Source organism: Hydrogenobacter sp. T-2, from assembly GCF_033971325.1.
GTDB classification, from domain to species: Bacteria; Aquificota; Aquificia; order Aquificales; family Aquificaceae; genus Pampinifervens; species Pampinifervens diazotrophicum.
Window position 1 is genome coordinate 1,374,831 of record NZ_CP117180.1, and the last position, 26,354, is coordinate 1,401,184.

27 protein-coding genes and 1 tRNA gene are annotated in these 26,354 nt (G+C 41.9%); 16 read left to right on the forward strand and 12 right to left on the reverse strand.

Features of this window, described 5'->3' with window-relative positions:
* Nucleotides 1-21: 21 nt before the first annotated feature.
* Both pheT and cysM read right to left on the reverse strand, forming a co-directional pair.
* Nucleotides 22-2,325 carry a phenylalanine--tRNA ligase subunit beta gene (pheT, locus tag IAE16_RS08000; protein WP_323700291.1) on the reverse strand — a complete coding sequence of 768 codons (2,304 nt, stop codon included), beginning with the start codon at nt 2,323-2,325 and terminating at the stop codon, nt 22-24.
* 9 nt (nt 2,326-2,334) lie between these two features.
* Nucleotides 2,335-3,285 (reverse strand): cysteine synthase B, encoded by a 951-nt coding sequence (gene cysM / locus IAE16_RS08005; protein ID WP_323701643.1) that lies wholly within the window; start codon nt 3,283-3,285, stop codon nt 2,335-2,337.
* A 54-nt stretch (nt 3,286-3,339) separates the two neighbouring features.
* Here cysM and IAE16_RS08010 point away from each other — a divergent pair, with 54 nt between their 5' ends.
* Together IAE16_RS08010 and IAE16_RS08015 are read left to right on the forward strand one after the other, a co-directional pair.
* Nucleotides 3,340-5,814 carry an N-6 DNA methylase gene (locus tag IAE16_RS08010; protein WP_323700292.1) on the forward strand — a complete coding sequence of 825 codons (2,475 nt, stop codon included), beginning with the start codon at nt 3,340-3,342 and terminating at the stop codon, nt 5,812-5,814.
* A gap of 4 nt (nt 5,815-5,818) precedes the next feature.
* Complete coding sequence (locus IAE16_RS08015; protein WP_323700293.1) at nt 5,819-7,171, forward strand: restriction endonuclease subunit S domain-containing protein; 1,353 nt, start codon at nt 5,819-5,821, stop codon at nt 7,169-7,171.
* A 230-nt stretch (nt 7,172-7,401) separates the two neighbouring features.
* Here the strand turns inward: IAE16_RS08015 and IAE16_RS08020 are convergent, their stop codons facing one another.
* From IAE16_RS08020 to IAE16_RS08050, 7 genes are read right to left on the reverse strand one after another with little or no spacing between them, the layout of a single operon-like run.
* Nucleotides 7,402-7,764, reverse strand: coding sequence for an NAD(P)-dependent oxidoreductase (locus IAE16_RS08020; protein WP_323700294.1), 363 nt, complete (start codon nt 7,762-7,764; stop codon nt 7,402-7,404).
* 1 nt (nt 7,765) lies between these two features.
* Entirely contained in the window at nt 7,766-9,103 is a 1,338-nt protein-coding gene (selA, locus tag IAE16_RS08025) for an L-seryl-tRNA(Sec) selenium transferase (RefSeq protein ID WP_323700295.1), read from the reverse strand.
* Nucleotides 9,100-10,812 (reverse strand): selenocysteine-specific translation elongation factor, encoded by a 1,713-nt coding sequence (gene selB / locus IAE16_RS08030; RefSeq protein ID WP_323700296.1) that lies wholly within the window; start codon nt 10,810-10,812, stop codon nt 9,100-9,102. The genes selA and selB overlap by 4 nt, the downstream gene beginning before the upstream one ends.
* Nucleotides 10,809-11,210: a nucleotidyltransferase substrate binding protein gene (locus tag IAE16_RS08035; protein ID WP_323700297.1), complete on the reverse strand. Its 402-nt coding sequence runs from the start codon at nt 11,208-11,210 to the stop codon at nt 10,809-10,811. The genes selB and IAE16_RS08035 overlap by 4 nt, the downstream gene beginning before the upstream one ends.
* Nucleotides 11,129-11,494 (reverse strand): nucleotidyltransferase domain-containing protein, encoded by a 366-nt coding sequence (locus IAE16_RS08040; protein ID WP_323700298.1) that lies wholly within the window; start codon nt 11,492-11,494, stop codon nt 11,129-11,131. Before IAE16_RS08040 ends, IAE16_RS08035 begins: the two co-directional genes overlap by 82 nt.
* A gap of 9 nt (nt 11,495-11,503) precedes the next feature.
* Complete coding sequence (locus IAE16_RS08045; protein WP_323700299.1) at nt 11,504-12,793, reverse strand: anaerobic glycerol-3-phosphate dehydrogenase subunit C; 1,290 nt, start codon at nt 12,791-12,793, stop codon at nt 11,504-11,506.
* 58 nt (nt 12,794-12,851) lie between these two features.
* Nucleotides 12,852-13,283 (reverse strand): rubrerythrin family protein, encoded by a 432-nt coding sequence (locus tag IAE16_RS08050; protein WP_323700300.1) that lies wholly within the window; start codon nt 13,281-13,283, stop codon nt 12,852-12,854.
* A 158-nt stretch (nt 13,284-13,441) separates the two neighbouring features.
* Here IAE16_RS08050 and gltA point away from each other — a divergent pair, with 158 nt between their 5' ends.
* The 3 genes from gltA to IAE16_RS08065 are packed head-to-tail and all read left to right on the forward strand — an operon-like array spanning nt 13,442 to nt 16,229.
* Nucleotides 13,442-14,869, forward strand: coding sequence for an NADPH-dependent glutamate synthase (gltA, locus tag IAE16_RS08055; RefSeq protein WP_323700301.1), 1,428 nt, complete (start codon nt 13,442-13,444; stop codon nt 14,867-14,869).
* A complete protein-coding gene (locus IAE16_RS08060; protein ID WP_323700302.1) occupies nt 14,866-15,294 on the forward strand; it encodes a DUF4878 domain-containing protein in 429 nt (142 codons plus the stop codon). The genes gltA and IAE16_RS08060 overlap by 4 nt, the downstream gene beginning before the upstream one ends.
* On the forward strand, nt 15,291-16,229 hold the full coding sequence (locus tag IAE16_RS08065; RefSeq protein ID WP_323700303.1) for a glycosyltransferase family 9 protein: 939 nt from the start codon (nt 15,291-15,293) through the stop codon (nt 16,227-16,229). The genes IAE16_RS08060 and IAE16_RS08065 overlap by 4 nt, the downstream gene beginning before the upstream one ends.
* Here IAE16_RS08065 and IAE16_RS08070 read toward each other — a convergent pair.
* Nucleotides 16,163-17,230: an FtsW/RodA/SpoVE family cell cycle protein gene (locus IAE16_RS08070; protein ID WP_323700304.1), complete on the reverse strand. Its 1,068-nt coding sequence runs from the start codon at nt 17,228-17,230 to the stop codon at nt 16,163-16,165. The two genes, IAE16_RS08065 and IAE16_RS08070, sit on opposite strands and share 67 nt — an antisense overlap.
* A 127-nt stretch (nt 17,231-17,357) precedes the next feature.
* Here IAE16_RS08070 and IAE16_RS08075 point away from each other — a divergent pair.
* The 5 genes from IAE16_RS08075 (at nt 17,358) to IAE16_RS08095 (ending at nt 19,845) form a co-directional block, all read left to right on the forward strand.
* Nucleotides 17,358-17,433 (forward strand) — tRNA-Asn (locus tag IAE16_RS08075).
* Nucleotides 17,434-17,441: 8 nt separating this feature from the next.
* On the forward strand, nt 17,442-18,017 hold the full coding sequence (gene minC, locus IAE16_RS08080) for a septum site-determining protein MinC (RefSeq protein WP_323700305.1): 576 nt from the start codon (nt 17,442-17,444) through the stop codon (nt 18,015-18,017).
* Nucleotides 18,018-18,806, forward strand: a complete 789-nt coding sequence (gene minD, locus IAE16_RS08085) for a septum site-determining protein MinD (RefSeq protein WP_323700306.1) — start codon at nt 18,018-18,020, stop codon at nt 18,804-18,806.
* A 2-nt stretch (nt 18,807-18,808) separates the two neighbouring features.
* A complete protein-coding gene (gene minE / locus IAE16_RS08090) occupies nt 18,809-19,051 on the forward strand; it encodes a cell division topological specificity factor MinE (protein ID WP_323700308.1) in 243 nt (80 codons plus the stop codon).
* A complete protein-coding gene (locus IAE16_RS08095) occupies nt 19,048-19,845 on the forward strand; it encodes an HAD-IIA family hydrolase (protein WP_323700309.1) in 798 nt (265 codons plus the stop codon). Before minE ends, IAE16_RS08095 begins: the two co-directional genes overlap by 4 nt.
* Here the strand turns inward: IAE16_RS08095 and IAE16_RS08100 are convergent.
* A complete protein-coding gene (locus IAE16_RS08100) occupies nt 19,810-20,652 on the reverse strand; it encodes a SurA N-terminal domain-containing protein (protein WP_323700310.1) in 843 nt (280 codons plus the stop codon). The genes IAE16_RS08095 and IAE16_RS08100 overlap by 36 nt on opposite strands.
* The gene (locus IAE16_RS08105) at nt 20,595-21,416 is read right to left on the reverse strand and encodes a peptidylprolyl isomerase (RefSeq protein ID WP_323700311.1); all 822 of its coding nucleotides are present in this window, start codon (nt 21,414-21,416) and stop codon (nt 20,595-20,597) included. Before IAE16_RS08105 ends, IAE16_RS08100 begins: the two co-directional genes overlap by 58 nt.
* 17 nt (nt 21,417-21,433) lie before the next feature.
* Between IAE16_RS08105 and IAE16_RS08110 the strand changes: the two genes are divergently transcribed.
* The 6 genes from IAE16_RS08110 to IAE16_RS08135 all read left to right on the forward strand — a co-directional run bounded on the left by IAE16_RS08110 (nt 21,434) and on the right by IAE16_RS08135 (nt 26,330).
* Complete coding sequence (locus IAE16_RS08110; protein WP_323700312.1) at nt 21,434-22,324, forward strand: bile acid:sodium symporter family protein; 891 nt, start codon at nt 21,434-21,436, stop codon at nt 22,322-22,324.
* Complete coding sequence (locus IAE16_RS08115) at nt 22,321-22,971, forward strand: septal ring lytic transglycosylase RlpA family protein (protein ID WP_323700313.1); 651 nt, start codon at nt 22,321-22,323, stop codon at nt 22,969-22,971. Before IAE16_RS08110 ends, IAE16_RS08115 begins: the two co-directional genes overlap by 4 nt.
* A gap of 176 nt (nt 22,972-23,147) precedes the next feature.
* On the forward strand, nt 23,148-24,134 hold the full coding sequence (locus IAE16_RS08120) for an XRE family transcriptional regulator (protein WP_323700314.1): 987 nt from the start codon (nt 23,148-23,150) through the stop codon (nt 24,132-24,134).
* Nucleotides 24,131-24,889 carry a molybdate ABC transporter substrate-binding protein gene (gene modA, locus IAE16_RS08125; RefSeq protein WP_323700315.1) on the forward strand — a complete coding sequence of 253 codons (759 nt, stop codon included), beginning with the start codon at nt 24,131-24,133 and terminating at the stop codon, nt 24,887-24,889. The genes IAE16_RS08120 and modA overlap by 4 nt, the downstream gene beginning before the upstream one ends.
* A complete protein-coding gene (modB, locus tag IAE16_RS08130; RefSeq protein WP_497812700.1) occupies nt 24,886-25,557 on the forward strand; it encodes a molybdate ABC transporter permease subunit in 672 nt (223 codons plus the stop codon). Before modA ends, modB begins: the two co-directional genes overlap by 4 nt.
* The gene (locus tag IAE16_RS08135; protein WP_323700316.1) at nt 25,554-26,330 is read left to right on the forward strand and encodes an ABC transporter ATP-binding protein; all 777 of its coding nucleotides are present in this window, start codon (nt 25,554-25,556) and stop codon (nt 26,328-26,330) included. The genes modB and IAE16_RS08135 overlap by 4 nt, the downstream gene beginning before the upstream one ends.
* The last annotated feature ends 24 nt before the right edge of the window (nt 26,331-26,354 follow it).

A 26,354-nucleotide genomic window follows, 5' to 3' on the forward strand; every position in this document is an offset into this window, starting at 1 on the left:
TCACCACGCACAGGGCAGGCTCTATCTTAGCTTTGCTCCAAAATTCTCTTCCAGCTCGGCCACTATCTCTTCCATAAGTTTGTTAACCTGCTGGTCAGAAAGTGTTCCTTCTTTGCTTCTAAAGGTCAGCCTAAAGCTAATACTCTTCTTGCCTTCCCCAAGTTTTGGGTCTGTATATAAACTAAATACCTTCATATCTTCCACCAGCTCTTTTTTCCTGATATGGGATATTAATTTATCCACACTCACCTCTTTGTCCATAAGGAGGGTGAGGTCTCTTATCACAGGCGGATACTGGGTTATAGGTTTGTAGCTCTTGTGTCTTTCTTTAAGATGGCTGAGCCTTAACTCACCCACGATAACCTTGTGTCTTATACCGAGCCTATCCTGAAGTGTAGGGCTCAAAAGACCAAAGTATCCTATTTCCTCTTCTCCTAAGTAAAAGGCTCTTTGCACCTTTGGATGTAGGAAGGGCACATTGGATGCCTCTGACTTGAAGTCTTCTGTATAGTTTCTCAAAATATCCTGAAGGATAGCCAGTCCATAATAGGGTGAATACTCCTCTTCTGGAAAGAGCCTACTATAGCCAGTCATGAGAAAGCCAAGCCTTAGCTCCTCTTCCTGAAGAAAGACCTTACCTATCTCAAAGACAGCCATGCTGTAGTTGTAGTTTCTTATGTTTTCAAGACACACTCTCAGAAGAGAAGGCAAGAGGGAAGTCCTCATATACCTTTGGCTTTTGTTCAATGGGTTTATAACTTCTATCTGTGGGAAGGGTAAGGACAAAAGCCTGTATAGCTCCGCATCTTCAAAGGAAAAGGTTATCACTTCAGAAAAGCCCTTGCTAACCATAAGGCTTCTGATCTTGTCTGTAATGTTCTCCACCTGCGATGGCTTGGCTGGAATTTTTAAGGTAGATGGGCTCACCCGTGCATAACCTTCCACTCTAAGAAGCTCCTCTATAAGGTCTACATCACCCTGCATATCAAAGCTACGGTGAGGTGGAACAAGAGCTTCCACTCCACACCTCATAAGCTTATGGGGGATCTCAAGAGCACTCAGGGTTTGTGAAATCTTCTGTCTGTCAAAGTCCTTGCCTGAATACCTTCTGTATTTTTCAAGGCTCAAGAAGACCCTCTTTGGCTCATAGGGTTCTGAATAGGCATCCCCAAGTGCGGTAAGCGTGCCACCTGCGAGCTCAAGAATAAGCCTTATGGCGAGGTTTTGTGCAGTCCTAACTCCTTCTATGTCCACGCTCCTTTCAAACCTGTAAGAGCTGTCTGTTTGAAGGGCAAGATGTTTTGCGGACTTTCTTATCCTATAGGGTTCAAAGTATGCGGACTCAAGGAGTATGCTTTCTGTGTTTTCCTTTACAGAACTATCCAATCCACCTACTATGCCAGCTATGGCGAGGGGTTTGCTCGCATCTGCTATAAGTAGGTTAACAGCACTTAGGCTTTTCTGGCTTCCCATAAGGGTAGTAATAGTCTCTCCTTCTTTTGCATATCTGACAACTATGGGTAGGTTTAGCTCCTTTAGGTCAAAGGCATGCAGGGGCTGTCCCTCCAGAAGCATCACATAGTTGGTTATGTCCACTATGTTGTTTATGGTCTTTACACCACACTGCCAAAGTCTTTTCCTTAGCCACAGAGGAGACCCTTTTACTTTTACGCCTTCTATAATAGCACCTCTGTATCTTTTGCAGTCCCTTGACTCAAGCCTTATTTCTAACTTTCCGAATTCCTCAAACTCTGGGTATTCTCTTGGCTTCTTTTTCACTCCCAACAAAGCAGATATCTCCCTTGCAAGACCCTTGACGGAAAGTAAGTCTCCTCTGTTTGGTGTAGGCTCTATTTCCAATATAAACTCTCCAAAGCCAAGAAGGTCATAGGCGGATGTGCCAGGCTTTAGGTACTCTTCAAGAACAAGGACACCCTCAGATTGGTCTTCAAGACCCAGCTCCCTTGCGGACAACAGCATACCTTGAGAAGCTACTCCCTCAAAATCCCTTTGGGTTATACACATGCTTCCCACCTTGGCGTTGGGAAGGGCAAGAAGCACTCCCTTTCCTACCTGTAAATTGGCATCTGCGGACACCACCTGAAGGTATAGACTCTCACCAGCCTGAACTCTGTAAATATATAACCTTCTCGTAGGATGAGGCTTTTTCTCTACCACCTTGGCAAAGACAACACCCTCAAGGTCAAAGTCCCACCTGCTTATAGAAGTCTCAACGCTCTTCAGGGTTAACTCTTCCGCAACTCTACTGGGGTCAAGACCTTCTACTTGTATAAACTCCGAAAGCCACGAGAAGGGAACTTTCATGGAAATATTTTAAACAATATCTCTATAGGGTGCAGTGGTGAGATACTTTTCTCCGCCATCAGGGAATATTACAACTATAACTCCTTCTTCAAGCTCCTTTGCAAGCTCAAGCCCTGCATAGAGTGCAGCACCGCATGATTGTCCCGCAAGTATGCCCTCTTCTCTGGCAAGCCTTTTTGTCATCTCATAAGCTGGCTCAGTTTCCACGAATATGGTTCTGTCCAGAAAAGTCTCGTCAAAGATGCCAGGCTTTATGGAGCTCTCTATGTGCTTTAGACCCTCTATTCCATGAAAGGGATAGGCAGGCTGGACGCCAATTATTTGAATGTCTGGGTTATAGACCTTTAGCCTTCTTCCCGTGCCCATTATAGTTCCACCAGTGCCTATACCTGCAACAAGATGGGTTATCCTGCCACCCGTTTGGTTCCATATCTCTATGCCCGTAGAATAAAAGTGTGCTTTCCAGTTGGCTGGGTTGTTATACTGGTCAAGGTAGAGGTATTTCTCTGGCTCTTTGCTAACCTTCTCTCTCACGAATAGTATGGCACCATCCGTGCCCTCAAGGGGGTCAGTAAGGTATACCTTTGCACCATAAGCCCTTATTATCCTTTTCCTCTCCTCGCTCACATTGGCAGGCATGGCAAGCTCCACAGGAACTCCAAGACAGGCACTCACCATGGCAAGTGCTATGCCCGTGTTTCCAGAAGTGGCATCTATAACTACCTTACCCTCCCTGAGAAGTCCTCTTTCTATGGCATCCAAAAACATACTAAGTGCTGGTCTGTCCTTTACAGAACCACCTGGATTGAAACTCTCCAACTTGGCGTATATCTCCACCTTTGGAGAGACCTCCGGTGGAATAATCTTTCTAAGCCTCACAAGAGGCGTGTTGCCCACAAGGTTAAGTATAGAGTTTCTTATCTTCCTATAAGGCTCGTCGTGCTGACCAAGGACCCACACAGAAAGATTATAAGCCATTTAACTTTTTTCCTCACCCTTATGTTATAATACAAAATGATGTTAAGTAATTACCCTAAAATTCAAAAAGTATTTTCTCAGCGTGATGTTAAGCATGGTCTTTCACTTTTTTCTGAAGAAGAATTAAACCATGTTGAAAAATTAATAACCGAAATAGATGGAAAGTTTTTCATTAAGTGTCAAATTAAAGATAAATACAAACTTGCTAAACCAGAAGAGATAGTAAGACAGCTATTTATTTACAAACTAATTTCAGAGTATGGCTATTCTAAAAACCGTATTGATGTTGAAAAAGTTGTCTATTTTGGTTCAAGGGATTCTGGATTTGTTGATATTGTAGTAATGCACGAAGATGGAGAACATCCTTTTATACTTTTTGAAGTTAAAAGACCAAACAGAAGAGACGGTTTAGAACAATTAAAAAGCTATTGTAACGCTGAAGGTGCACCTATTGGCGTTTGGTCTAATGGGAATGAAATAATTCGGCTTCATAGAGAAGAACCTAATATTTTCACTTCCATCCCTCGTATACCAAGAGCATCAGAAACATTAAGAGACGTTCTTGCAGAACGATGGAATATTCAATGGTTAGAGAAAAATGATGAATTGAAGAAAGGAAAAACAACTTTAAAAAAGATTCTTTTAGATTTAGAGGAGTTAGTTTTAGGGAATGCTGGTGTTGATGTATTTGAAGAAATTTTCAAACTTATATATGCAAAACTTTATGATGAATGGAAAGGCACGATTGATCCTAACTATAAATTGGAGTTTTTCGTTGGTGGACGGAGTCCAAGAGATGTAAAAAGGGCAATTGAAAACCTATTTGATGGTGCTAAAAGACAGTGGCGTGGAGTATTTGAACCAACGGATAGAATTGAGTTAAGAGATGAGCATCTTAAAGTTTGTGTTTCATTTCTTGAAAAGGTGAAATTATTCAACTCTAATCTTCAGATAATTGATGAAGCATTTGAATATTTAGTTCCACAAGTATCAAAGAAGAAGGAAGGTCAGTTTTTCACGCCAAGACCTGTAGTTGATATGATAGTGAAAATGCTCAATCCAAAATATGATGAAACGATGATTGACCCTGCTTGTGGCTCTTGTGGCTTCACACTCCATGCTATATTATGGATTGCTGGTGGAAAACTTACCGCTAATGGTTTGCCAGAAAAAGCTAAAGATTTTGCACAAAATAGAGCATTTGGGATAGATTTTTCAAAAAAGGCTGTGAAAATTGCAAAAGCAATAAATCTAATCGCTGGAGATGGCAAATCAAATGTTTATAAAGCTAATTCATTGGCTCCTTTTACTTGGGATGATGAAGTTAAATCAGGTTTAAGATCAATGCTTTTAAGATTTTCTGATGATACAGAAAAGGATAGGGAAAATCAGGAAAAATTTTTATATTTCGATTTTGATGTTTTGATGACAAATCCACCGTTTGCTGGGACAGTAAAAGAACGAGAAATACTAAAACTCTATAAATTAGCAGAAAAAGGTGGTAGGTTCGTAAATAAAATAGGCAGACACATTCTATTTTTGGAAAGATGTTTACAATTTTTAAAACCTGGTGGGAGAATGGCAATAATTCTACCACAGGGCATATTTAATAATGCAAGTGCTGAATATATTCGTAGGTTCATCATGGAAGAGGCAAGGATTTTAGCAGTTATTGGCCTACATGAAAATACTTTTAAACCGCATACTGGAACGAAAACAAGTGCTTTATTTTTGCAAAAATATACTGATGAGGAGAAAGAAAGAATTAGACAAATTAAGGTTAAATATGAAAGCGAATTCGAAGAATACTTCAAAAACTTAGAAAATACTTATGGTAACTGTAATTGGGACACTTCCATAGACGAGGAGAACTTACCAGACGAAGTTAAAGCATTTTTAGAAAGCTACTTTGGAGAAGCGGAAAAAATAGAAGAAATTGAAGAAGAAGTTGAAACTATACAACTTGAAGAAAATGAACCTGAAGAAAATGAGAGTGAAAGCAGAGCTTCATTAAAAGAGTTAGTAGCAGAATTCAGAGAGATTATAGATATTTTGGAGGAAAAAAAAGTAGAGCTTGAAAAAATAAACAATGAACTAAAAATGGAAAGATACAAAAAGATAAGAAAAGTATATACTAGACGGAAAAAAGATATACAGAAGGAGATAAGAATATTGAATAAAAAAGCGAGTGATCTTCATCGTAAGATTTCTGAAAAAACGTTCGGTGGACAGATTTGGTTAGTTTTGAATGACGAAAAAATTAAGAAAGAGTTTAAAAATTTTTGGCTTGATGGAAAAGTAATGAAGGATATAGATTATCCAATTTTCATGGCTGTGAATAAAAAACCCGTTAAAGATAACAGTGGAGAATACAAATACAAAAGAAATCCTGATGGCTTCTTCGTATTAGATGAATATGGACATCCAGTAATTGATCATGACTTAGATGAAATAGCGGAAGCATTTATAAAATTCGCAAAAGAACAGGGTTTTAACTTTTGGATGGAGTAATATAATGGCTGTGGTAAGCGTTGTAAAATTGTCAGAGCTTGAAGGAGCTAAAAGATTAGATGCGGAGTATTACCAGCCAGAGTATTTAGAAGTTGAAAGGTTGATTACGAGAAGTAGTTTTGCACATCTTGGAGATTTGATCACAGAAATAATTCATCCCAAAGAAATCAAAAGAGAATATGAGGAAGAAAAAAAGGATTACTTGTTTCTACTTGCTCAAAACGTTAGACCTTTAATGTTCGATTTATCAGAGAAAAAGTATATTAGTGAAGAAACTGCAGAATTATTATCAAGAAACTTATTAGAATACGGAGATATTCTCTTTATTAGGACTGGTGCAGTTGGTGTTGTTACAGCATACAATGGATATCCTGAGAAGGTATATGCATCTGCACATATACTTATAGGAAAACCTAATTTCACTGTTTCTCCTTTTTATCTCGCTGTTTTCCTCAATACAAAATTTGGTAAATCACTAATAATTAGAGGAACTTACGGAGCAGTACAACCAGAAATCTCGCCAGAATATCTAAAAAAAATTCCAATTCCTTTATTGAATAACGAAGTTGTAAGTGAAGTTGAAAATTTGTTTTTAAAAGCACAAAACCTGCTTAAGGAAAGCGAAATTATATACTCCCAAGCAGAATCAATACTTCTATCCGAATTGGGCTTGCAAGGCTTTGAACCAGAGGACAAGATTTTTTATGAAGTTAACTTATCTACAGTAAACACATCTCATAGAATTGATGCGGAATATTTTAATCCGAAATATGATGTAATTATTGAAAAGATAAGAAATTATAAACATGGCTATGGGAAATTATTAAATTTTGCAGAGTATATTAAACCAAATTTTGAACCCAGAACATACTCCCAAAAAATTTTCCCTTATATTGAATTAGCAGACATAAACAGATCAATAGGCTTAATTCAAAGCTCTACTATAATTAAGGGAGAGGAAGCCCCAAATAGAGCCAGAAGAATCCTAAAAAAGAATGATATAATTATATCCCGTGTTGAAGGATCTCTAGAAAAAGTAGCTCTTGTAGATGAAGAATTTGAGAATTCTCTTGCCTCTACTGGTTTCTTTCAATTCAGATCCAAAAATATATTACCGGAAGTTTTACTTGTTCTTTCAAAGAGTCCTATAATTCAAAGTCAATTAAAAAAAGAGTGTGCAGGAACAATTTTAACTGCTGTTCCACAAAAATCAATTGTAGGACTTATAATTCCAATTTTACCGGAAGAAATCCAATGGGCAATTACTAAATTTGTTACACAATCTCATGAAACAAGAAAAAAAGCCGAAAAACTTTTGGAAAAAGCTAAAAAGATTGTAGAAGATGCAATTGAATAAATTTTGAAAGAAACTAAATAAAAGCGTTAAAGTATTTCAAGCCAAGTTTTCTCCTTACAAAAGTATTTAAAACTTTTTGTCTTTTCTTTCCTTTAGGCAAACTTTTTCTTAGCTTCTCCAACTCATCAAGTAACACTTTCAAGTTATAAGGCACATTTTTTTCAATCATTTCTTTGATACCAGAAGCCAAAGCGGGAACTTTACTAGAAGTAGATACTCTTATAATAAGCTCACCCCTTACCACAAGAGCTGGAAATAAGAAGGTGCAAAAATCTGGACTGTCCACCGAGTTGCAGTGTATTCCCATTTTCACGCAGAAGCCATATATTTTTTTTCTGAAGCCTCAGGTCGTCCACAGCCACTATAACCATAAAAGCGTCCCTTAAGTCCTTAAGCCTTACCCTTCTTTTCAAAAGCTCTATTTTTCCTTCCTCTGCAAGACTCTGAATGTAGCGTGTGATTTTGGGTGCTATAACCCTTATCCTTGGCTCAAAGAGTAGGAGCTTTTCCACCTTCCTGCTTGCCACCTTTCCACCACCAACCACCACAACCCTCTTACCCTTAAGGTTCATAAAAAGAGGAAAGTATGGCATATCAAACCTCCAAGAGCTCTAAAGCCTTCAAAATATCCGGAATATCCCCGTCCTCCACAGTTCTCATGTCTAAAAGCACCATGTCATCCCTTATCCGTGCTATGATTGGTGGGTCTGAGTTTCTAAGCTTCTTCTCCAATTCCACTGGACTTAAGCTTTTATGCCTAAGACCAAGGCAGTAGGTCTCTAAACTCAGCTCAGGCATTGCACCACCACCGCAACGAGAAATATCCCTAAGCAACCTTACCTCAAGCCCTACCATCGACCTAAGCCTTCTTGATAACCTGAGGGCTCTCTTTCTTATCTCCTCTGGTTTCTGCAAAAGCATGCGAAGGGTGGGTATTTTCTCATAATCTCTCTGCATATAAAGCCTCAAGGTCATCTCAAGTCCCGCAAGGGTCAGTTTGTCAATTCTCAAAGCTCTACTCATGGGATTTTTCCTTATCCTTTCAATAAATTCCCTTTTGCCAACTATAATGCCCGCCTGTGGTCCCCCAAGGAGCTTATCACCACTACCGGATACTACATGAATACCACTTTTTATGCACTCCTCAAAACTTGGTTCTTCTGTATTTATACCAAAGCTTCTCAGGTTTACAAGACTTCCACTTCCCATATCGTAGTAGAGAGGCAAACCTAAGGACAAAAGCTCCTCTGCCTTTACCTCTTCCACAAAGCCCTCCATGTAGAAATTGCTCCTGTGAACCTTCATAAGAAGTGCGGTTTCTGAACTTATAGCCCTCTCGTAGTCAGAAAGCCTTGTCCTGTTAGTGGTTCCCACCTCCACGAGTTTTGCACCAGAAGCCCTCATTATGTCTGGGATGCGAAAGCTCCCACCAATCTCCACAAGCTCACCCCTTGAGACTACCACTTCCTTGCCAAAGGCTAAGGTATTCAAAACAAGATAGACCGCACCTGCGTTATTGTTAACCACATGAACCGCCTCCGCACCCGTGAGGACCCTCAAAAGCTCTTCCACGTGGCTCAGCCTTGAGCCTCTTCTACCCTTAGAGAGGTCGTATTCAAGGTTGGAGTAGTGAACTGCAATCTCCTTTATAAAGTCTGCAACCTCCTCAGAAAGCACTGACCTGCCGAGGTTTGTGTTTATGACCACACCCGTAGCGTTTATTACTCTCCTTAGGTTTGTAGTGGTTAGCTCTCTTATTCTTTTCTCTATAAGCTCTCTGAGGTCCTCAAGGCTTTGTCTTCTGCCTTCCTTTATCTCTTCTCTTACCTTTTGTAAAACCTCCCTTATTGCCCTCTTTGCTATCTCTTGTGGATAGTCCCTAAAGTCTTCAAGGAGCTTTGAGACCTGGGGGATATGTCTAAAAAGGCTCATCTCAAAAAAACTCTCCTTTCTCCTTCTCTTTTGGTTATGCCAAGCCTATCCATGTGCTCCAAAAGAGGTATGAGATACTTCCTTGTGAGCCCCAAGGCTTCCTTTGCCTGTTGAAGGGTGAATTCCTTTCCTAAGGTTCTTAGTTTTTTCACATAATCTTCAAACATCTGCCTTGATACATAAAGATAGTCCCCAAGGCTGTAAACTTGTCCCCTCCTCACTGCAAGAGAAATATATTCCTTATAAGCCTGTAGGTCCTTCTCCTCTCTTATGCCCTCTGAAAGCAAGCCCATAAGCATAATGTATCCCTCCAAATCCTCAAGTTTTGCCCTTTTCGTATCCAAGAGGTAACCCTCAACCACTTTTAAATCAACACTTTTTTCAAGTATAAGACCGAGGATATCCTGAGAAACCCTGAGCTTAGAAAGAACCTCAGAGAGAGGTATAGAACCTCCCTTCATAGAAAGAAGAGTTTTCAGCTTTTCAGAAATGCTTTTTAAGATTTCAGGATGGTAGAACCTTTCTCCGACTCTTAAGTCTTTGGGTGGTTGAACCGCAAAGCCATAAAAGGAAAAAAGCTCGCCAAGACTAAGCCCTCTCACACCTCTTTCAAGAAGTAGATACTCCTCTGGATTTTCCAAGAGAAGGCTCAAGTTCTCTCTTATAAACCTCTTTGAGCTTCTCACAGGTAGAGGGTGAAGCACTTGGTATGACCCCAAATGTCTTCCAGAAGAGTTTAATAAAGGTCCTCTATCGCCTCTGACCGCTGGCACAGGTTCTGAAAGTCTGAGCAAGTAAAGGTCTTCATGTATGTGCTTATGTAAGAAGGAAACTTCACGCATCCCAAGGAAGAGGTATGCAACCCCCTTAGGCATTTGCCCCTCAACCCTTACGATTAACCTATTGGAGGGCTTTATGCCCCTTACGAGAAAATACCCCCTTTCCACTTCCTTTGGGTCAAGGTCTGGAATGTTTAAGGCAAGTCTTTCTCCAGCCCTTCCCTCCTTCACAAAAACTCCGTGGTTTTGCATCTTCCTTACCTTACAAGGCTTGCCAATAGGCTCAAGAGTAATGGTATCTCCTTCAGAAACGCTTCCAGAGACACAACTGCCCCTCACTACCGTCCCGTAGCCTTTTACGCTGAAGGCGGAATCCACAAAAAACCTAAAAAGGTGTTTATCCCTATCCCTTAGATGTTTGCTTGCATACTCTCCTATGCCAGTCCTTAGGTCTTCAAGACCTTCACCTTTCAAGGCAGAAACAGGAAACACTCCAAAGGCATCAACACTCTCGGAAGAGAGCATCTGAAAGGCTTCTTCCCTTGCAAGGTCAAGGGTATCTAAGTCCACCCTATCCGCCTTCGTAAGGGCAAGGATGACCTCTTGTATACCAAAGCTCTTTGCAAGCCTTATATGTTCCACGGTTTGTGGCATTACGCCCTCTCCTGCATCCACTACAAGCAAGAGCCCCCATACAGGAGCAAGCCCGCATATGGCGTTTTTTATAAACCTTTCATGCCCTGGCAGGTCTATTATCTCAACTCTTAGGTTTTTACTTGGAAAATCCAAAAAGGCAAAGCCTATGTCTATGCTCATTCCCCTTTTCTTTTCCTCTGGCAGTCTATCCGTGTCTATGGAAGTAAGAGTTTTTACAAGAAAGGTCTTTCCGTGGTCTACATGTCCCGCTATACCCAAAGGAAAGTATCTCATGTCTTTAGCTTTACAAGAAGCTCCTTAAAGAACATGTAGATGTCTTCTTGCAAAATCCTGTCTCTTAGCATTTTTGCGGTCTCCTCCTCATAAACATGCACAAGCCTATTTCTTATGTATATAAGCTCGCTCAAAAGTTCCTCTTCTAAATATGAGACCACACCCTCCTTCAAGAGCTCAGAAAAGCAGGATTTTGGAGAATAACACTCAATGCCTCTCACCCTCAAGAACTCCTTGACCGTCTTCCACAGAGCTTCGTATAAATACTCAAAGCGTTTTACCACTATCTCCGTATAGAACTCTTCTCTGAAAAAGCTCATGAGATTTTGACTTCTGACTTCCTCAAACCTTCTAAACGCCTTCTCAAAAGCCCCATAAGCCCTTCTGAACTTTTCCAAAAGAGACCCTCCTCAACTATTTTACTTAGAAAATCGTAGGAATCTACACGCCAAAGGTCTACAAGGTCTACATCTCTCAAGATTGGTAGCTCCTCAATTTCGGAAAGAAGTCTTGAGTATTCAGTGAAACTTAAAGGTTCAGAGCAAAACAAAGCCACGTCAATATCAGAAGCCCTGCCAAAGTTCCCCCTTACCGCTGAACCAAAAAATATTACAAGGCAGTCTTTTCTTAAGGCTCTTTCTATGATCCTGCCAATTAGCTCAAAGTATCTTTCCGCCTCCACAGAGAAATTCTAATCCTCTCCGTAAGCCATCGCTAAAACTTCAATGGGATGGTAAACCCTTTTGCCGGTCATAAGCTCTATGTGATTGCCAGAAAGAGGACAGTCAGACACATAAAGGTCTGCGTTAGAGCTTTTCATATCCTCAAAGAGTTTTGAACCCACCTTTATGGACATATCAAAGGTTTCCTTCCGCACTCCAAAGGTCCCATCGTGCCCCGAACACCTTTCTATTATTTGAACCTTTGTGTTGGGTATTAGCCTCATAAGTGCCACAGCCCTGTAGCCCACATTGAGAGACTTAAGATGGCAGGGAATGTGATAAGCTATGCTTCCAATAGAGACTTTGAAGTCCCTGTTGAACCTCTTTTCTTGATGGAGTTTGAAAAGATATTCATGAACGTCGTAGACCCTCTCTGAGACCGCCTTTACATCTGGGTCGTCAGGCAGAAGTAAAGGATACTCATACTTTATCTGAAGGGCACATGTAGGCACTGGCACTACTATGTCAAAGCCTGCGTCCACATAGTGCTTTAGCCTCTGGACATTAAACCTTGCCCTCTCTGTAGCTGAGTCTATATCTCCAATATCAAAGAAAGGTATACCACAGCACTGTTGTTCTGGAAGCTCCACATATATATCGTTCTTCTCAAAAACCTTAAGAAGAGCTTTGCCTCTCTCAAGGTAGTTGTAGTTAAGAAGGCAGGTGTAAAACAGGGCAACTTTTCCATTTTGACCTTTGACTGGCTTTCTGTTTTTCTTAAACCAGCTCGTAAAGGTCTCAGAGTTTATGGGTGGTAGTTTTGCTCTTCTGTCCACACCCATAACTCCTTCCATGATAACTCTAAAGGTTGGGACGGTGTTTAGCTTATTGACTATGGGAGCAAAAGGCACAGAGAGCTTGCCTACAAGGTCTGTATTTAGCATCAGCTTATCGGTGAGCTTTGCTCCCTTGTTTTTGAACTTCCAAACCTTATATCTAAGAGAAAGATGAGGAAAGTCTATCCTCCATTCGTGGGGTGGCGTATAAGGACATTTAAAGTAGCACTGTTTACAGTGAAAGCACAGCTCTAAGGGAAGGGCAAGCTCCTCCTTAGAGAGCTTTTCAAGGTCATCTTCATTTCTGTCTACTGCATCAAAAAGTGCTGGAAAAGAAGGACAATAGGTGACACACATTCTACAGTCTTTACATTTAGAATAGACTCTCTTTGCCTCTTCCCATAAAGCCTGTTCGTTGAGAAAATTGGGATCCTTTATGTTAAACTCAAAATCCTTTACTCCACCAAGGGCAAGCTCTTGCATGTTAAACTCCTTCTATTTTTAACTTAGGTGGGGGCGAACGCCCCCTGAGTTTTTTAGATTATCCTTTGAGAGACTCTAAAGCCTTTTGGAACCTTCCTGCGTGGGACTTTTCTGCCCTTGCAAGGGTCTCAAACCACTCCGCTATATCGTCAAAGCCCTCTTCTCTCGCCACTCTTGCAAAGCCAGGATACATCTCTGTGTATTCGTAGGTCTCTCCAGCTATGGCCGCCTCAAGGTTCTGCTCCATGGTCCCTATGGGCATGTCAGTGGCAGGGTCTCCACCGCCATACTTTTCCATGAACTCAATGTGTCCAAAGGCGTGTCCTGTTTCACCTTCTGCAGTTTCTCTGAAGACGTTGGCTATGTCTGGGTAGCCCTCTATATCTGCCTTTCTGGCAAAGTAGAGATACCTTCTGTTTGCCTGGGATTCCCCAGCAAAGGCATGCTTGAGGTTCTCAAGGGTCTTTGTGCCTTGCAGGCTCTTGCTCATGGTTAGTACCTCCTATTGGTTTTTGGTTATATGTATTATATGCAAACTTTTTTCATTTGTCAAGGGGTATTTAATAGCCTATATAAGTATCCACTGGTAGGTGCTTAAGCATATGTTATAGCTACAATTTTTCCCTCTGTGAATATAATTATTCACTAATGGCTAAACGCATAAGATACGAAGACAGAAACCCGGAGCCACTCATGTCTCCCGCTGAGAGGGTAAAGACTTTTAGAGAATACGCCTTTGGCTATTCGGTAAGCCTTGCCCTCGACGAAGCACAAAGATGCCTCTTTTGCAAAGATGCAGACCAAAGGTGTATAAAGGGCTGTCCTATAAACGTTGACATACCAGGCTTTATAAGGAAGATAACGGAAGGAGACCTTATAGGTGCATATAAAAAGGTAATAGAAACAGACCCCTTCCCTTCCATATGTGGAAGGATATGCCCTCAGGAAAGACAATGCGAAGGCTCATGCATACTCTACTACGATACGGTTCGTGGGAGGAAAAACAAAGGGCTACCTGTAAGCATAGGTGCTTTGGAGAAGTTTGTGGGAGATTTTATAAGAATATCGGGGCTTGAGGTTGAAGTTGAAAGGTCAGAACCGACGGGCTATAAGGTAGCAGTGGTAGGTGCGGGTCCTGCAGGTCTTGCCTGTGCCTATGACCTTGCAAGATGGGGACATGAGGTTCATGTTTTTGAAGCCTTACCAGAAGCTGGTGGTGTGATGGCGTATGGCATACCTCATGCAAGGCTCCCAAGAGACCTTCTCCATTGGGAGATAAAAAGGCTTGAGAAACTCGGAGTAAAGTTCTTTTTTGGCTACGTGGTGGGAAGAACGATAAAGCTTGCGGAACTTTTAGAAAAATACCATGCAGTTTTTCTTGGTGTGGGTGCGGGCAGAGGCTCTCTGGGAATAAGAGGAGACCACCTAAATGGTGTATATTCTGCCATAGAGGTTTTAACAAGGGTAGGATTAGATAGAGCTGACCTATTCCCTCAAAGTGGAACACCGGTAAATCTTGGGAAAAGAACCGCCATAATAGGTGGTGGCTTTACCGCAGTGGACTGTGCTATAACCGCTCTTAGGCTTGGTGTGGAAACCCATGTGGTCTACAGGAGAACGCGGGAGACCTCATCCGCTCGCCAAGAGGAGTGGGACCACATATCAGAGGAGGGTGCCATAATACACTGGCTCACTCAACCTATAGAGATAATAGGGGATGATAGAGGTAATGTGGTAGGTCTCAAATGCATAAAGATGACCTTGGGTGAGCCAGATGAAAGTGGAAGACCCAAGCCTGTGCCGGTAGAAGGCTCAGAACACATCATAGAATGCGATTCTGTAATATTTGCTATAGGTCAAAAGGCTAATCCAATAGCTTACGAAGACATGCCAGGTCTTGAACTTACAAAATGGGGAACCATTAAAGTGGATGAGAATTTTAGAACCTCTATAAAAGGTCTTTTTGCAGGGGGTGATGCGGTAAATGGAGGAGACACAGTAGTCAGAGCCCTCTCAGAAGGCAGAAAGTCCGCACAAGCAATCCATAAATATCTCATAGAGGAGGTAGAACTATGAAAAGGGTAGCCATTGCAATAGGAGCAGTGCTCCTCGCCTTTTTTGTCCTTAGGTCTTGTGGGGAAAACCCAGAGAAGTCCGCAAGAAACACAGTAAAGGACTTTATTGAAAACATAAGGGATGGAGAAGGCAGAGAAGCGGTAAAGCTCCTTTATCCACCCTTCAGGGATGCCCTTGTGCAGGATGTAAAACTGCCTCTTCAGCTTACAGAGATGAAGCCTTCAGAGGTGCTTGCCTGTATTTTATCTTCTATGGGAGAGAACATAAAAAGGGTCAGAGTGCTTGATACAAGCAGGATAGATGACAAGCATGCGGAGGTCATAGTAAAGGTCGTGGACAAAGAGGGTGTGGAGAAGATTTTCACCTTTATAGTGATAAAGGACGAAAAGAAATGGAGGATAGCCAGCATATCTGGAATTAGATGAAGATACTTATATGGCAAAGTGCTTACTTGGGGGACGTGGTGCTTACCACTCCCCTTATAATGACTCTTAAAAGGCACTTTCCATCATCGCAGGTTGCCTTTGCAGGCAGGAGCTTTATAAGGGAGCTTTTAAAAGGTTTGGATGTGGAACTTATAACCTTTGACAAGGGCTTTTGGGAGAGTTTTGAGGTCATTGAAAAGCTAAGAGAATACCACATTGCTATAAGCCCACATATATCCGCAAGGAGTGCCCTCATACTCTTTATGGCTGGTGTGCCAACAAGGATTGGCTTTGACAGGTCTGAGTTAAAGTGGCTCTACACACACACCGTAAAACACAGATGGGGTATTCACGAAGTGGACAGAAACCTCGAACTTTTAAAGCCTCTGGGAATAAGAGAATTTGAAAGAATGCCATACCTTTTCGTATCAGAAGAAGAGGAAAAAAGGGCAAAGGATAAGTTTAGACTTCCTGAGAGCTTTGCAGTGCTCTCTCCTTTTTCCAACTTTAGGCTAAAGGAGTGGAATATTGACAGATGGTTGGAGCTTTCCAAAAGGCTAAGTATAACGCCTGTCATAGTAGGAGCGGACACTCAAAGAGCAAATATTTTTGATAAGGTAGAGGGGATAAACCTCATAGGTAAGACCTCTCTGAGAGAGCTTATGGCAGTTATAAGCCTGTCAAAAGTGGTAATTTCCTGCGATTCTGCACCAGTGCACATAGCCAACGCCCTCGGAGTTCCCGCCCTTAGTGTATACACAGCCACATCGCCAGACTATGGCTTTTATCCTTTAATAGGTGATTATGTTAAACCTGAGCTTTATTGTTCTCCTTGTTCACCGAACCCTAAGGTATGTAGGACAGGGACTCAAGCATGCTTAAGTATGGTGGGCGTGGGTGATGTCCTCAAAGGACTTGAGAGACTTCTTTCTTGATGGTTTATGACAGACTGGGCTATGCCAAGAAGTATTAAGGATGCAAAAAGGTTAGATGAACCATAACTTACAAGAGGTAAAGCTATTCCCTTTGGTGGTATGAGGTTTGAAACCATGGCAAGATTCCAAAGAAAAGATATAGCGAAGTTCATAGCTGTCCCAAAAAGCAAAAGTTTTTCCATATGTCCCTTAGACATTAAAGCATACCATAGCAGTCTTCCTACTAATATAGCGTATAGAATTATTATGACAAAAACGCCAACAAAGCCCATTTCTTCCCCCACAACCGCTATCACATAGTCCGTGTCAGAAGCTGGCAAAGGTCCAAGTTTTTGAAGCCCCTGACCTATACCCACACCCATAATCCCTCCTCTGGCAAGGGCATACAGAGACTGTATTATCTGATATCCACTATCCTCTGGGTCAACAAAAGGGTCTCTCCACGCAGAAAGCCTTTCCGCCACATAGCCCTTTGAGGTAAGTATGTAGTAAATAAAGAAAAAAAATACAGCAAGTATAAGAAGATAAGCCTTTTTGGGAACACCACCCACATAGACCATAAGGGCTGTCATAAGAAGTATAAAGACCGCTCCGCCCTTGTCAGGCTGTGTAAGAAGTAAAAGAGCAGTAATAATGGGAAAAAGCAAAGCCCAGAAAAGATGTTTCCACTGTCTTAGGTTTCCTTTACGAACTATGTAATAAGACAGGAATATAAGGAGGGCAATTTTAGCAAACTCAAGAGGCTGTATACTGCCACCGAAAAGCCACCTATCAACAGCTTTACCAGTTATTAGCTTCTTTATAAAAACCGCCAAAAGACTAAGGATGGCTATTAGAGCAAACAAATAGGGAATAGCTCCACCCATGTATTTTCTGTAGTCGTACTTGGCGATAATACTCGCCAGCAGAAATCCGATGAGGAAAACCAACATCTGAATGAGTGGCTTCTTGTATATACTCAACTTCTGATAGGAATCTATCAAATACGGAACCACATTCACGCTTATTATTACAGCTTCGCCCATTAAAAAGAGGGAAATGACGCTAATTAATATCCACCCATCCCAGTTTCTTAGCACGATAAAAAGTATACCAAAGGGTGAAAAAGATGTATAATATATACTGATATCCGGGGTAGCTCAACCGGCAGAGCAGGCGGCTGTTAACCGTCAGGTTGGGGGTTCGAGTCCCTCCCCCGGAGCCAATAAAAACATGGTAGAGATAAAAGGAGTGACCCTTCCTGTTGTGCTGGTAGAAATAAAAGAAGGTGGAAATATAAGTTCCCTCATAGAAGAGATAGAGCAGAAACTTTCTTCAAAACTTTTTGAAGGTAGCTATGTGCTAATAGATGGAAAGGGTCTGCTTAAGAAGGGAGAAATTGAAAAAATAGAAAAAGCCCTCACAGAGAGAAATATAAAAAGCGTAAAGAAGCTCAGTTTTTCAGGTCTGGGAGACACAAAAAGAGAAAGGCTAATGGTAGTTCAGAGGCATCTTAGGTCTGGTCAGAGGGTAGAACACAACGGAGATATTTTGGTGCTTGGAGATGTGAATAAGGACGCACAGGTAGTGGCAACGGGGAACATAATAGTTATGGGTAAGCTAAGAGGTATTGCGGTAGCAGGAGCTTTGGGTGATGAAAGTGCAGTGGTGGTTGCTCTGGAAATGGAGCCACAGCAGATAAGAATAGGCAAAAGGGTAGCCATACTGAACGAAGAGGAGAGAAAATCCCCAGGCTATCCCGAGATTGCAAAAGTTGAAGATGGTAATATAATACTTGAGAGGGTATAGATGAGCATAGTCTTTGTTGTTACATCTGGAAAGGGAGGCGTAGGTAAAACCACCATAACAGCCAACCTTAGCGTTGCTCTGGCAAGTTTTGGAAAAAAAGTTCTTGCGGTGGATGCGGATATAGGACTAAGAAACCTTGATATGATACTGGGGCTTGAGAACAGAATAGTCTACGATGTGCTTGATGTGCTTGAAGGCAGGGTGGATTTTCATAAGGCTCTCGTAAAGGATAAAAGGGGGCTAAGCCTGTGGCTACTTCCCGCAAATCAAACAAGAAATAAGGATGCTATAGACAGAGATAGATGGGTTGACCTCATAAACAGAGTGAAAGAGTCTGGGGAATACGATTACATTTTCATAGACTCTCCTGCAGGCATAGAACAAGGTTTTCAGATAGCTTCCTTGCCAGCAGATAAAGCACTTGTAGTGGTAAATCCTGAAGTTTCTTCTATAAGGGATGCGGACAGGATAATTGGACTGTTAGAAAACATGGGCAAGAAAGACTACTACCTCGTAATAAACAGGATAAAGTGGGAAAGTGTGAAAAAGGGCGAGATGCTTTCAGTGGAAGACATAGTGGATATACTAAAAGCCCAACCCATAGGCATAGTGCCAGAAGAACCAAAGCTCGTAGACTTTACTAACAGAGGTGAACCTATAGTTCTTTCACAGCAATACAACGCATCAAAAGCTATCATAGATATGGCAAAAAGGATTGAAGGTGAGGATGTTCCTATGGTCCGCTATGGAGAGAAAAAGGGGCTCCTTGAAAAGCTCTTAGGGAGATAGGTATGATATGGGACCTTCTTTTCAACAGAGGTAAGAGCAAAGATGAGGCAAAGAAAAGACTTACCCTTGTTTTATCCTATGAAAGAAAAGGTCTTCCACCTAACTTCGTTGATAGACTTAGGGATGACCTTATATCAGTGTTTTCCAAATATCCGCAATTTGAGGTCAAAAAGATAGAAGTAGATATAAGAAAAGACAAAGACGATTTTGATGAGCTTTGGATTAGCATACCCTTTAAGCAATGAGGTTGCCAGTTTTACTCCTCGACCTTGACGGAGTTTTGGTAAAGGATAAGGCTTTGAACCCCTTTGAAGACACTGTAGGTTTTTTGCAAAGTATAAGAACCTTAGGTATACCCTTTAGGGTGGTTTCCAACAACTCTACAAGACCGCCAGATAAACTATTAGAGGAATTAGGAAAGAAAGGTGTAGAGCTTAAAAAGGAGGAATTTATTTCACCCTTGTCAATACTTGGAGACTACCTTAGAGCTCAAGGTATAAAGAGGGTCTTCTTTATAGGCATGCCTGTGGTAGAGGAATACATAAGAACTCTCGGCTTTGAGGTAGCTCAGGACTATATGGTGGATACGGTGGTGATAGGTCAAGATAGAAACCTTGACTTCAACAAGCTAAAAATTGCCACCTCTGCGGTTTTTCTAAAAGGTGCCAAGCTAATTCCTATAAATTTAAGTAGAATCGTAAAGGACGATGATGGGCTTTACTTTCCGGGGGCTGGGTCTATAGCTATGGCTATAGCTCATGCTTGTAAATATGACAAAGCCCTGCCTAATCTTGGCAAACCCTCTGAAGAGTTTATAAGATACGCTCTTGAAGGTTTGAGAGGTAGTGAGGTTTATTTAGTAAGCGACGATATATATACAGACCTTGTGGGTGCAAAGGAGCTTGGTATAAAAACAGTTTTTATGACCACAGGTAAATACAAAAAAGAAGAACTATCGAAGGCTAACTTTACCCCAGACTTGGTTTTTGATAGCCTCTCAGAACTACTGGATTATCTTTATAAAGCTGTTTCTTCTTAACCTTTCGAGAAGTTCCTGTCTTCTTGTCTCCATTTTCCTTAGCAGAATCTCTTCTCTAAGTTCCTCTATGCTTTTGCCTTCGGTTATTTCCTCCTGGGATAGGACCTTGGCTATATACACATAGTCTTTATCTTCCGCAAAAACTATTTCTCCTGGGCTTGCCTTCCAAACTTCTTTGTCCAAAAATTCCACCAAATCTCCTCTCGCAACCCTTAGTTTTTCTAAACTTGCTCCCATTTCCTTAGCTATGGCATCAAGTCCTTTTTCTGGGCTAAATATTATTTTTAATTTCCCTTCATCCCTTCTATCTATTACAAGAAGTTCTATGTTTCTAACCACTCTTATATTACCACTTTTGAGCTTTTCCAACTCAAGCTCCACGTCGGAAACTCTAACTTCTCTTTCAAGAAAGGCAATAAGGCCCTGTGTAGCCAAAATTTCTCTCTCTAAGAATCTTCTAAGGTCCTGAAGGGTAAGACCCTCTTTTGCAAGCTCTTGAGCTATCCCATCAAGGGTCATCCTGTTTACCCTTGCGATGTTTACTAAGGCTTGCTCTATTAGTTCAGGTGGCACCTGCATGCCTCTTCCTATGAGGAACTGGTATAGTAGCATATCCTCTATGAGTTTATCGATAACGTCTTTCCTGTTGGTTGTAGCATAGTAGAGCATACCCATCTTAATGTCGCTCTCAAGTATAGGTTCTGAGTTTACAGAAGCCACCACCTTGTCTACAAGAACCGCAGAAAAGCTCAAAGTTGTCCAAAGTAGAACTCCACCGAGTATCTTTTTGAAACCTCCTGAAACCATCTTTGGAAAACCTCCTGTCTTTTTTCCCTAAGGAGCTTTTCTCTTACTATGGGCTTTGCCTCCTCAAGGGGCATTATACCACTTCCTCTTCTGTTCGCTATTCTAAAAATGACATAACTTCCACCCACCTCTATAGGTCTTGTGGTCTTACCTACTTCGTAGGGATACAGCTGGCGTCTTACTATCTCTGGTAATGTCTGGATAGAATACCACATGGGCTGACCTACTCTTACTTCTACACTTCTAACAGGTTGTCCTCTTGAAAGACTATAATATACCTCGTTAGCGGTATCAAGACTGCTTGTTGTATACCTTTCCAAAAGAACCTGTGCGGGAAGTTTAAAATCTCTTAGGTTAAGGTAATAGTAGGCGGTTATCTGTCCATCCTTAACATCAAGGTCTCTTGCTATCCTGTTTATTATTTTCTGGCTTAGTATCTCCGTGGTTATAAGCTCTTTCGCCACATCACTTAGACGCTTACTACCTATATGCCTTTCCACATACTCCTCAAATTCCTGCGGGCTAACGGATATACCCATCCTTTTGGCTTCCATCTGTATTATTTTGCTTCTAACATACTCCACAAGAAACTCTTGAAGGTCTCTTTGTGTAGATCTTGCTATGGGTAAATGTAGTATTTCTCTCCAGTATGCATTGAAGGCTTGTTGGACCTCTGCGGAGGTTATTTGCTCCCTATCTATGCGTGCTACCACTTTGGCAGAGGCGATGTTAAGTATAAGGAGGATGAGAATCAATAGCTTCATGGGTATATTATAGCAGTATGCAGGCGGTTATAACTTTGGTTGTGCTAATTTCCTTTAGCCTATTAGGGCTTTATGCAAAGGAGCTCTTCTTACAACTAAAGCCAGCTATTCCCTATCTTCTCGCACTTATCATGCTAAGCATGGGTTTAACACTAAGAGGTGAGGAGTTCTACGAGGTGTTTAGAAAGCCGCTTGGAATAATATACGCTGGACTTTTACAGTTTACCATAATGCCTTTGCTGGGTTATGGTATAGCTCTTATGTTGAAAGTCAACGAATATATAATGTATGGTTCTGTTTTGGTCGGTTCTGCTCCCGGTGGCACCGCTTCTAATGTAATAACCTACCTCTCGGGTGGAAACCTTGCCTATTCTGTGAGCATGACAACCTTTTCTACTCTCATCTCTCCCATAATGACACCCCTTCTCACCTATACGCTTATAGGTAAGAGGGTTGACCTGCCATTAGCTTCTATGGTCTTAGACCTTCTCTTAATAGTCCTATTACCAGTTTTGGTAGGCATCCTTATAAGAAGGGTTTTTCCAAGGATTAGGCATCTTGAGACCCTACTACCATACCTTGCGGTCTTTTTTATAGGGGTTATAATCGCCACTGTTCTTGCCCTAAACTCAGAGAGGCTCAAGGAACTTTCCATGCAGGTTTTTATACTTGTTCTCCTTCACAACCTTTTGGGTTTTCTTCTTGGATACATTTTTGCAAAAATTGTAGGCTTTGACAGAACCTATGCCAAAACCCTTTCCATAGAGGTGGGAATGCAAAACTCTGGTTTGGCTACAGTCCTTGCCCTTAGATATTTTCCTCCAGAGTCTGCCCTTCCTGGTGCCCTCTTTAGCCTCATGCAAAACCTCAACGGACTAATTTTGTCTATCATATTCAGAAGGCTATGAAAAGGTTTTTGCCTCTCTTGCTTTTTATTTCTTCCTGTTCTGTGGTGGTGCAGGATAGGTCTACAGGAGCGGATGGTGAGTTAAGGGTTAACTGCCCTGAGGTATTGCGGACTGAAGGCTTTTACTGCACAGGAGATAGAGCATACAGCAATTTGGTTCAAAGTGGAAGCAGAGTAAGGGTAGTTAACACAGCCACTGGCAAAAGCATAACTATAGCGGTTTTCAGAAGAGAAGACATAAGAGGTATATGTGTTCCTGAGAGGTTCAGAAATATTCTTGGAAATGAACCCTTTCCAGCAAGGCTTGAAATTCAAAGATGTGGAGTGGATGACAGAAGAACATGCCCTGCAAGGATAAGAGGTCTTGCCAGTTATTACGCAGAACCTTACCATGGTAGAGAAACTCCCTATGGAATTAGGTATGACATGCATGGCTACTACTCCGCAAGCCCAGACTTGCCCTTGGGAAGCCTCCTTAAGGTAAAAAACCTCAAGAACGGTAGAGAGGTGGTCGTAAAGGTCATAGACAGAGGTCCACTAAAGCCCGGAAGAGTCCTTGACCTTTCTTATTCCGCCGCAAGGGATTTAGATATGCTCAGAGACGGAGTTGTAGAAGTTCAAGCCCTTGTGCTAAGATGTGGAGATTGAAGAGAAACGTCCTTTCCTTTTAGCCTCTTTCACTTCTTGCCCCTTCAGGCAGTGATAATAAACCTCAAGGCTTGCTAAGAATTTTGCTCGTGCTAATCTTACTCATATCCGCCTATAAGGTCTGGAGGCACTAACTTCTTGACAATTTTTTGTCATTAATATACAATATACTGTCAATGAACAGGGTCAAAGAACTGCGTCAAAGTCTTGGCTTGTCTCAGGAGGAGCTATCCAAGATAACAAACATTCCAAGGACTACCATAAGTGCCATAGAGTCTGGTAAGGCTACACCTTCTGTAGACTATGCTCTAAGGCTTGCCAAGGCTTTAAGATGCACTGTAGAGGAGCTTTTTGGAGAGGAAGAGTTTGTTCCCTTTTTGGGCTTTAAGGAAGGGCTTTTTGTTAGCTATCAAGTAGGTGAGAGGAGAGTTCTCTTTCCAATAAACCTGTCAGAGGCGGAAGACTGCCCAGAGGGCTATTTCAAAGAGGGCAAAGTGGAGTGGTTCAACAGACAAACTCTACCCACATACACCTTTGCGGGTTGCGACCCTTCCTTTAAACTCCTCTCAAAAGCCCTCAGAGAAGAGGGAATAAGGCTTTTAGTTATAAACCTTCCAAGTATGAAGGCTCTTGAGCTTCTCAAAGATGGTTTTGTTCATATGGCGGGGGTCCACATGGGAAGTTTTGAAGAGAACATAAGGCTGGCAAGAAGTTTTCTTGGCAAGAGATATAAGTCTGTAAAGCTCTTCTCTTGGGAAGAAGGTATAGCGGTTAGAGAAAAGTATTCTCTTCAGGAGCTAAAGGGCAAACTTTGGCTTGCAAGAGAGGAAGGAAGCGGTGCAAGGAAGGTCTTTGAAGAGTTAAGAAAGGACATGGCAATAGAGAACTTCAGAGTTGTCTCTGGAGGTCATGAAAAGATAGCCTTTAGCCTAATGGAAGGCTTTGGTGATGCGGGAATTACCACAAAAGCCTATGCCCTTGAGTATGGACTTAGTTTCTTGGGTGTAAAGTGGGAAGACTATTGCCTTTGCTATAGAGAGGATTTAGAAGAGGACAGAAACTTTCTTAGAGTTGTTGACTTTCTCAAAAGCAAAAGGCATACACGCTTACTTTCTTACCTACCGGGTTATGAAAAAAAATCCCTTGAGGAGGTTTTACTATGAGGACACTGCTTTTCTTACTTCTTGGGCTTTTTAGCCTTGCCCATGCGGAGCTCATAAGGGTCTTTGCAGCCTCAGACCTGCAGTTTGCCCTAAGGGAAATTGCAAGCCTTTACATGAAAAAGTATCCAGAGGACAAGGTGGAGCTTGTACTTGGCTCCTCTGGAAAGGGTTACGCACAGGTCAGAGCTGGTGCACCCTTTCACATCTACTTTTCTGCCAATATGAAGTATGTGGAAGAGCTCTACAAAGAAGGACATATAATAACGAAGCCAAAACCCTACGCCATTGGTAGGATAGTGGTTTGGACCAGAAAGGACTCTCCTCTTGACCCCTCTAAGTTTCCAGAAGTGCTACTTGACCCAAAAGTCAGAAGGATAGCCATAGCCAACTGGGAGCACGCACCCTACGGACAGGCAGCAAAGGAAGCTCTTGAGGCTTACGGTGTATTTGATAGGGTAAGGAACAAGTTTGTGCTTGGAGAAAACATATCTCAAACCGCCAGCTTTGTATACTCAGGCGCGGCGGACATTGGTATAATAGCACTTTCTTTGGCACTGGCTCCCGAACTGCAGGCAAAAGGTAAATACTGGCTAATTCCAGAAGATAAGCACGAAAGGCTTGAACAGGGCTACGGCATTACAAAAGAGGGAGGCAAGGTTAAAAACGCAAGGAGATTCTACGACTTTATAGGCTCTCCAGAGGCAAGAAGAATATTCGTCAAATACGGCTTTGTCCTACCAGGTGAAGAGAGATGATGGCGGATATAAACCCAGTTCCCATATGGCTTACGGTAAAACTTTCCATATGGACCACCATATTACTACTTATAATAGGCGTTCCACTCTCCTACTACCTTGCTTACACAAAAAGCAAGCTGGGGCTTGTTATAGAAGCTCTGGCTACCCTTCCTCTTGTCCTGCCACCAACAGTTTTGGGCTTTTACCTTCTTCTGCTTTTGAGTAAAAACGGCATTATAGGCTCTGTATGGTATAGGCTGTTTGACTACCAGCTTGTATTCCACTTTGAGGGTATAGTTATAGCCTCGGTCATATATAGCCTGCCTATGATGGTGCATCCACTTACCTCTGGTTTTAGAAGCGTGCCAAGAAATATCATAGAAGCCAGCTGGACTCTTGGAAAGTCAAAGATTGAAACCCTCTTTAGAGTGATACTTCCCAACATGAAGGCTTCTGTGCTTACTGGCATAGTGTTATCCTTTGCCCACACCATAGGAGAGTTTGGCGTGGTTTTGATGGTAGGTGGAAACATAGAGGGACAAACCCGTGTGGTATCCATAGCCATATACGATGCGGTGGAAGCCATAGACTACAAGACCGCACACGTTTATGCAGGTCTTCTTTTCGTAGCTTCCTTTATAAGCCTTGCCATGCTCTATGCCATTAACAGGAGGTGGAGCCTGTGATAAGAGCAAGGGTAAAAAAGCTCCTGCATGGCTTTGATGGAGATTTTTGGCTTGACGTAGAGCTTGAAGTAAAAGGCACGGAATTTCTCGTTATTCTTGGACAGTCTGGTAGTGGAAAGACAACCCTTTTGAGATGTATAGCAGGGCTTGAAACACCAGAAGAGGGTTATATAGAAGTAGATGGAGAGGTTTGGTTTGACTCAAAGAGAAGGATAAACCTGCCACCTCAAAGGAGGAACGTGGGTTTTGTCTTTCAGGACTATGCCCTTTTTCCCAACATGACGGTGCTTGAAAATGTTATGTATGGAATGAGAAAAAAGGACAAAGACAGAGCCATAGAACTTCTCAGGATGGCTGGCTTGGAGGGTCTAAAGGACAAAAAACCTGACAAACTCTCGGGAGGGCAAAAACAAAGGGTAGCCCTTTTGAGAGCCCTTGCAAAAGAGCCAAAGGTTTTACTGCTTGATGAACCTCTTTCTGCCCTTGACCCAGACCTAAGGCTTGAACTTCAAAAAGAGCTAAGGAACTTCCAAAAAAATGCCTCAATACCCGCTTTAATGGTTAGCCATGACAAGGAAGAAGCCCTAAGACTTGCGGACAGGGTAATAAGAATACACAAAGGAAAGATAGTGGAAGAGGGTGAGCCTCAAAGGATATTGGCGGATGCTCAGGCAACTCTTGTAAGCAAAAGGGAAAACCACAGAGAGGTCATACTTACCCTTAAACTTGAGGGTAAACTTGTGGAGATGAGAATAGACAAGGAAAGCCTTTAACAAAATCTTAACAAAAGGTCACTA

What these genes read in the sequence shown, in the direction of transcription:
- pheT (WP_323700291.1), bottom strand. Translation starts at nt 2,325, where the DNA reads ATGAAAGTTCCCTTCTCGTGGCTTTCGGAGTTTATACAAGTAGAAGGT.
- IAE16_RS08010 (WP_323700292.1), top strand. Translation starts at nt 3,340, where the DNA reads ATGATGTTAAGTAATTACCCTAAAATTCAAAAAGTATTTTCTCAGCGT.
- IAE16_RS08015 (WP_323700293.1), top strand. Translation starts at nt 5,819, where the DNA reads ATGGCTGTGGTAAGCGTTGTAAAATTGTCAGAGCTTGAAGGAGCTAAA.
- IAE16_RS08020 (WP_323700294.1), bottom strand. Translation starts at nt 7,764, where the DNA reads ATGCCATACTTTCCTCTTTTTATGAACCTTAAGGGTAAGAGGGTTGTG.
- selA (WP_323700295.1), bottom strand. Translation starts at nt 9,103, where the DNA reads ATGAGCCTTTTTAGACATATCCCCCAGGTCTCAAAGCTCCTTGAAGAC.
- selB (WP_323700296.1), bottom strand. Translation starts at nt 10,812, where the DNA reads ATGAGATACTTTCCTTTGGGTATAGCGGGACATGTAGACCACGGAAAG.
- IAE16_RS08045 (WP_323700299.1), bottom strand. Translation starts at nt 12,793, where the DNA reads ATGCAAGAGCTTGCCCTTGGTGGAGTAAAGGATTTTGAGTTTAACATA.
- IAE16_RS08050 (WP_323700300.1), bottom strand. Translation starts at nt 13,283, where the DNA reads ATGAGCAAGAGCCTGCAAGGCACAAAGACCCTTGAGAACCTCAAGCAT.
- gltA (WP_323700301.1), top strand. Translation starts at nt 13,442, where the DNA reads ATGGCTAAACGCATAAGATACGAAGACAGAAACCCGGAGCCACTCATG.
- IAE16_RS08060 (WP_323700302.1), top strand. Translation starts at nt 14,866, where the DNA reads ATGAAAAGGGTAGCCATTGCAATAGGAGCAGTGCTCCTCGCCTTTTTT.
- IAE16_RS08065 (WP_323700303.1), top strand. Translation starts at nt 15,291, where the DNA reads ATGAAGATACTTATATGGCAAAGTGCTTACTTGGGGGACGTGGTGCTT.
- minC (WP_323700305.1), top strand. Translation starts at nt 17,442, where the DNA reads ATGGTAGAGATAAAAGGAGTGACCCTTCCTGTTGTGCTGGTAGAAATA.
- minD (WP_323700306.1), top strand. Translation starts at nt 18,018, where the DNA reads ATGAGCATAGTCTTTGTTGTTACATCTGGAAAGGGAGGCGTAGGTAAA.
- minE (WP_323700308.1), top strand. Translation starts at nt 18,809, where the DNA reads ATGATATGGGACCTTCTTTTCAACAGAGGTAAGAGCAAAGATGAGGCA.
- IAE16_RS08095 (WP_323700309.1), top strand. Translation starts at nt 19,048, where the DNA reads ATGAGGTTGCCAGTTTTACTCCTCGACCTTGACGGAGTTTTGGTAAAG.
- IAE16_RS08100 (WP_323700310.1), bottom strand. Translation starts at nt 20,652, where the DNA reads ATGGTTTCAGGAGGTTTCAAAAAGATACTCGGTGGAGTTCTACTTTGG.
- IAE16_RS08105 (WP_323700311.1), bottom strand. Translation starts at nt 21,416, where the DNA reads ATGAAGCTATTGATTCTCATCCTCCTTATACTTAACATCGCCTCTGCC.
- IAE16_RS08110 (WP_323700312.1), top strand. Translation starts at nt 21,434, where the DNA reads ATGCAGGCGGTTATAACTTTGGTTGTGCTAATTTCCTTTAGCCTATTA.
- IAE16_RS08115 (WP_323700313.1), top strand. Translation starts at nt 22,321, where the DNA reads ATGAAAAGGTTTTTGCCTCTCTTGCTTTTTATTTCTTCCTGTTCTGTG.
- IAE16_RS08120 (WP_323700314.1), top strand. Translation starts at nt 23,148, where the DNA reads ATGAACAGGGTCAAAGAACTGCGTCAAAGTCTTGGCTTGTCTCAGGAG.
- modA (WP_323700315.1), top strand. Translation starts at nt 24,131, where the DNA reads ATGAGGACACTGCTTTTCTTACTTCTTGGGCTTTTTAGCCTTGCCCAT.
- modB (WP_497812700.1), top strand. Translation starts at nt 24,886, where the DNA reads ATGATGGCGGATATAAACCCAGTTCCCATATGGCTTACGGTAAAACTT.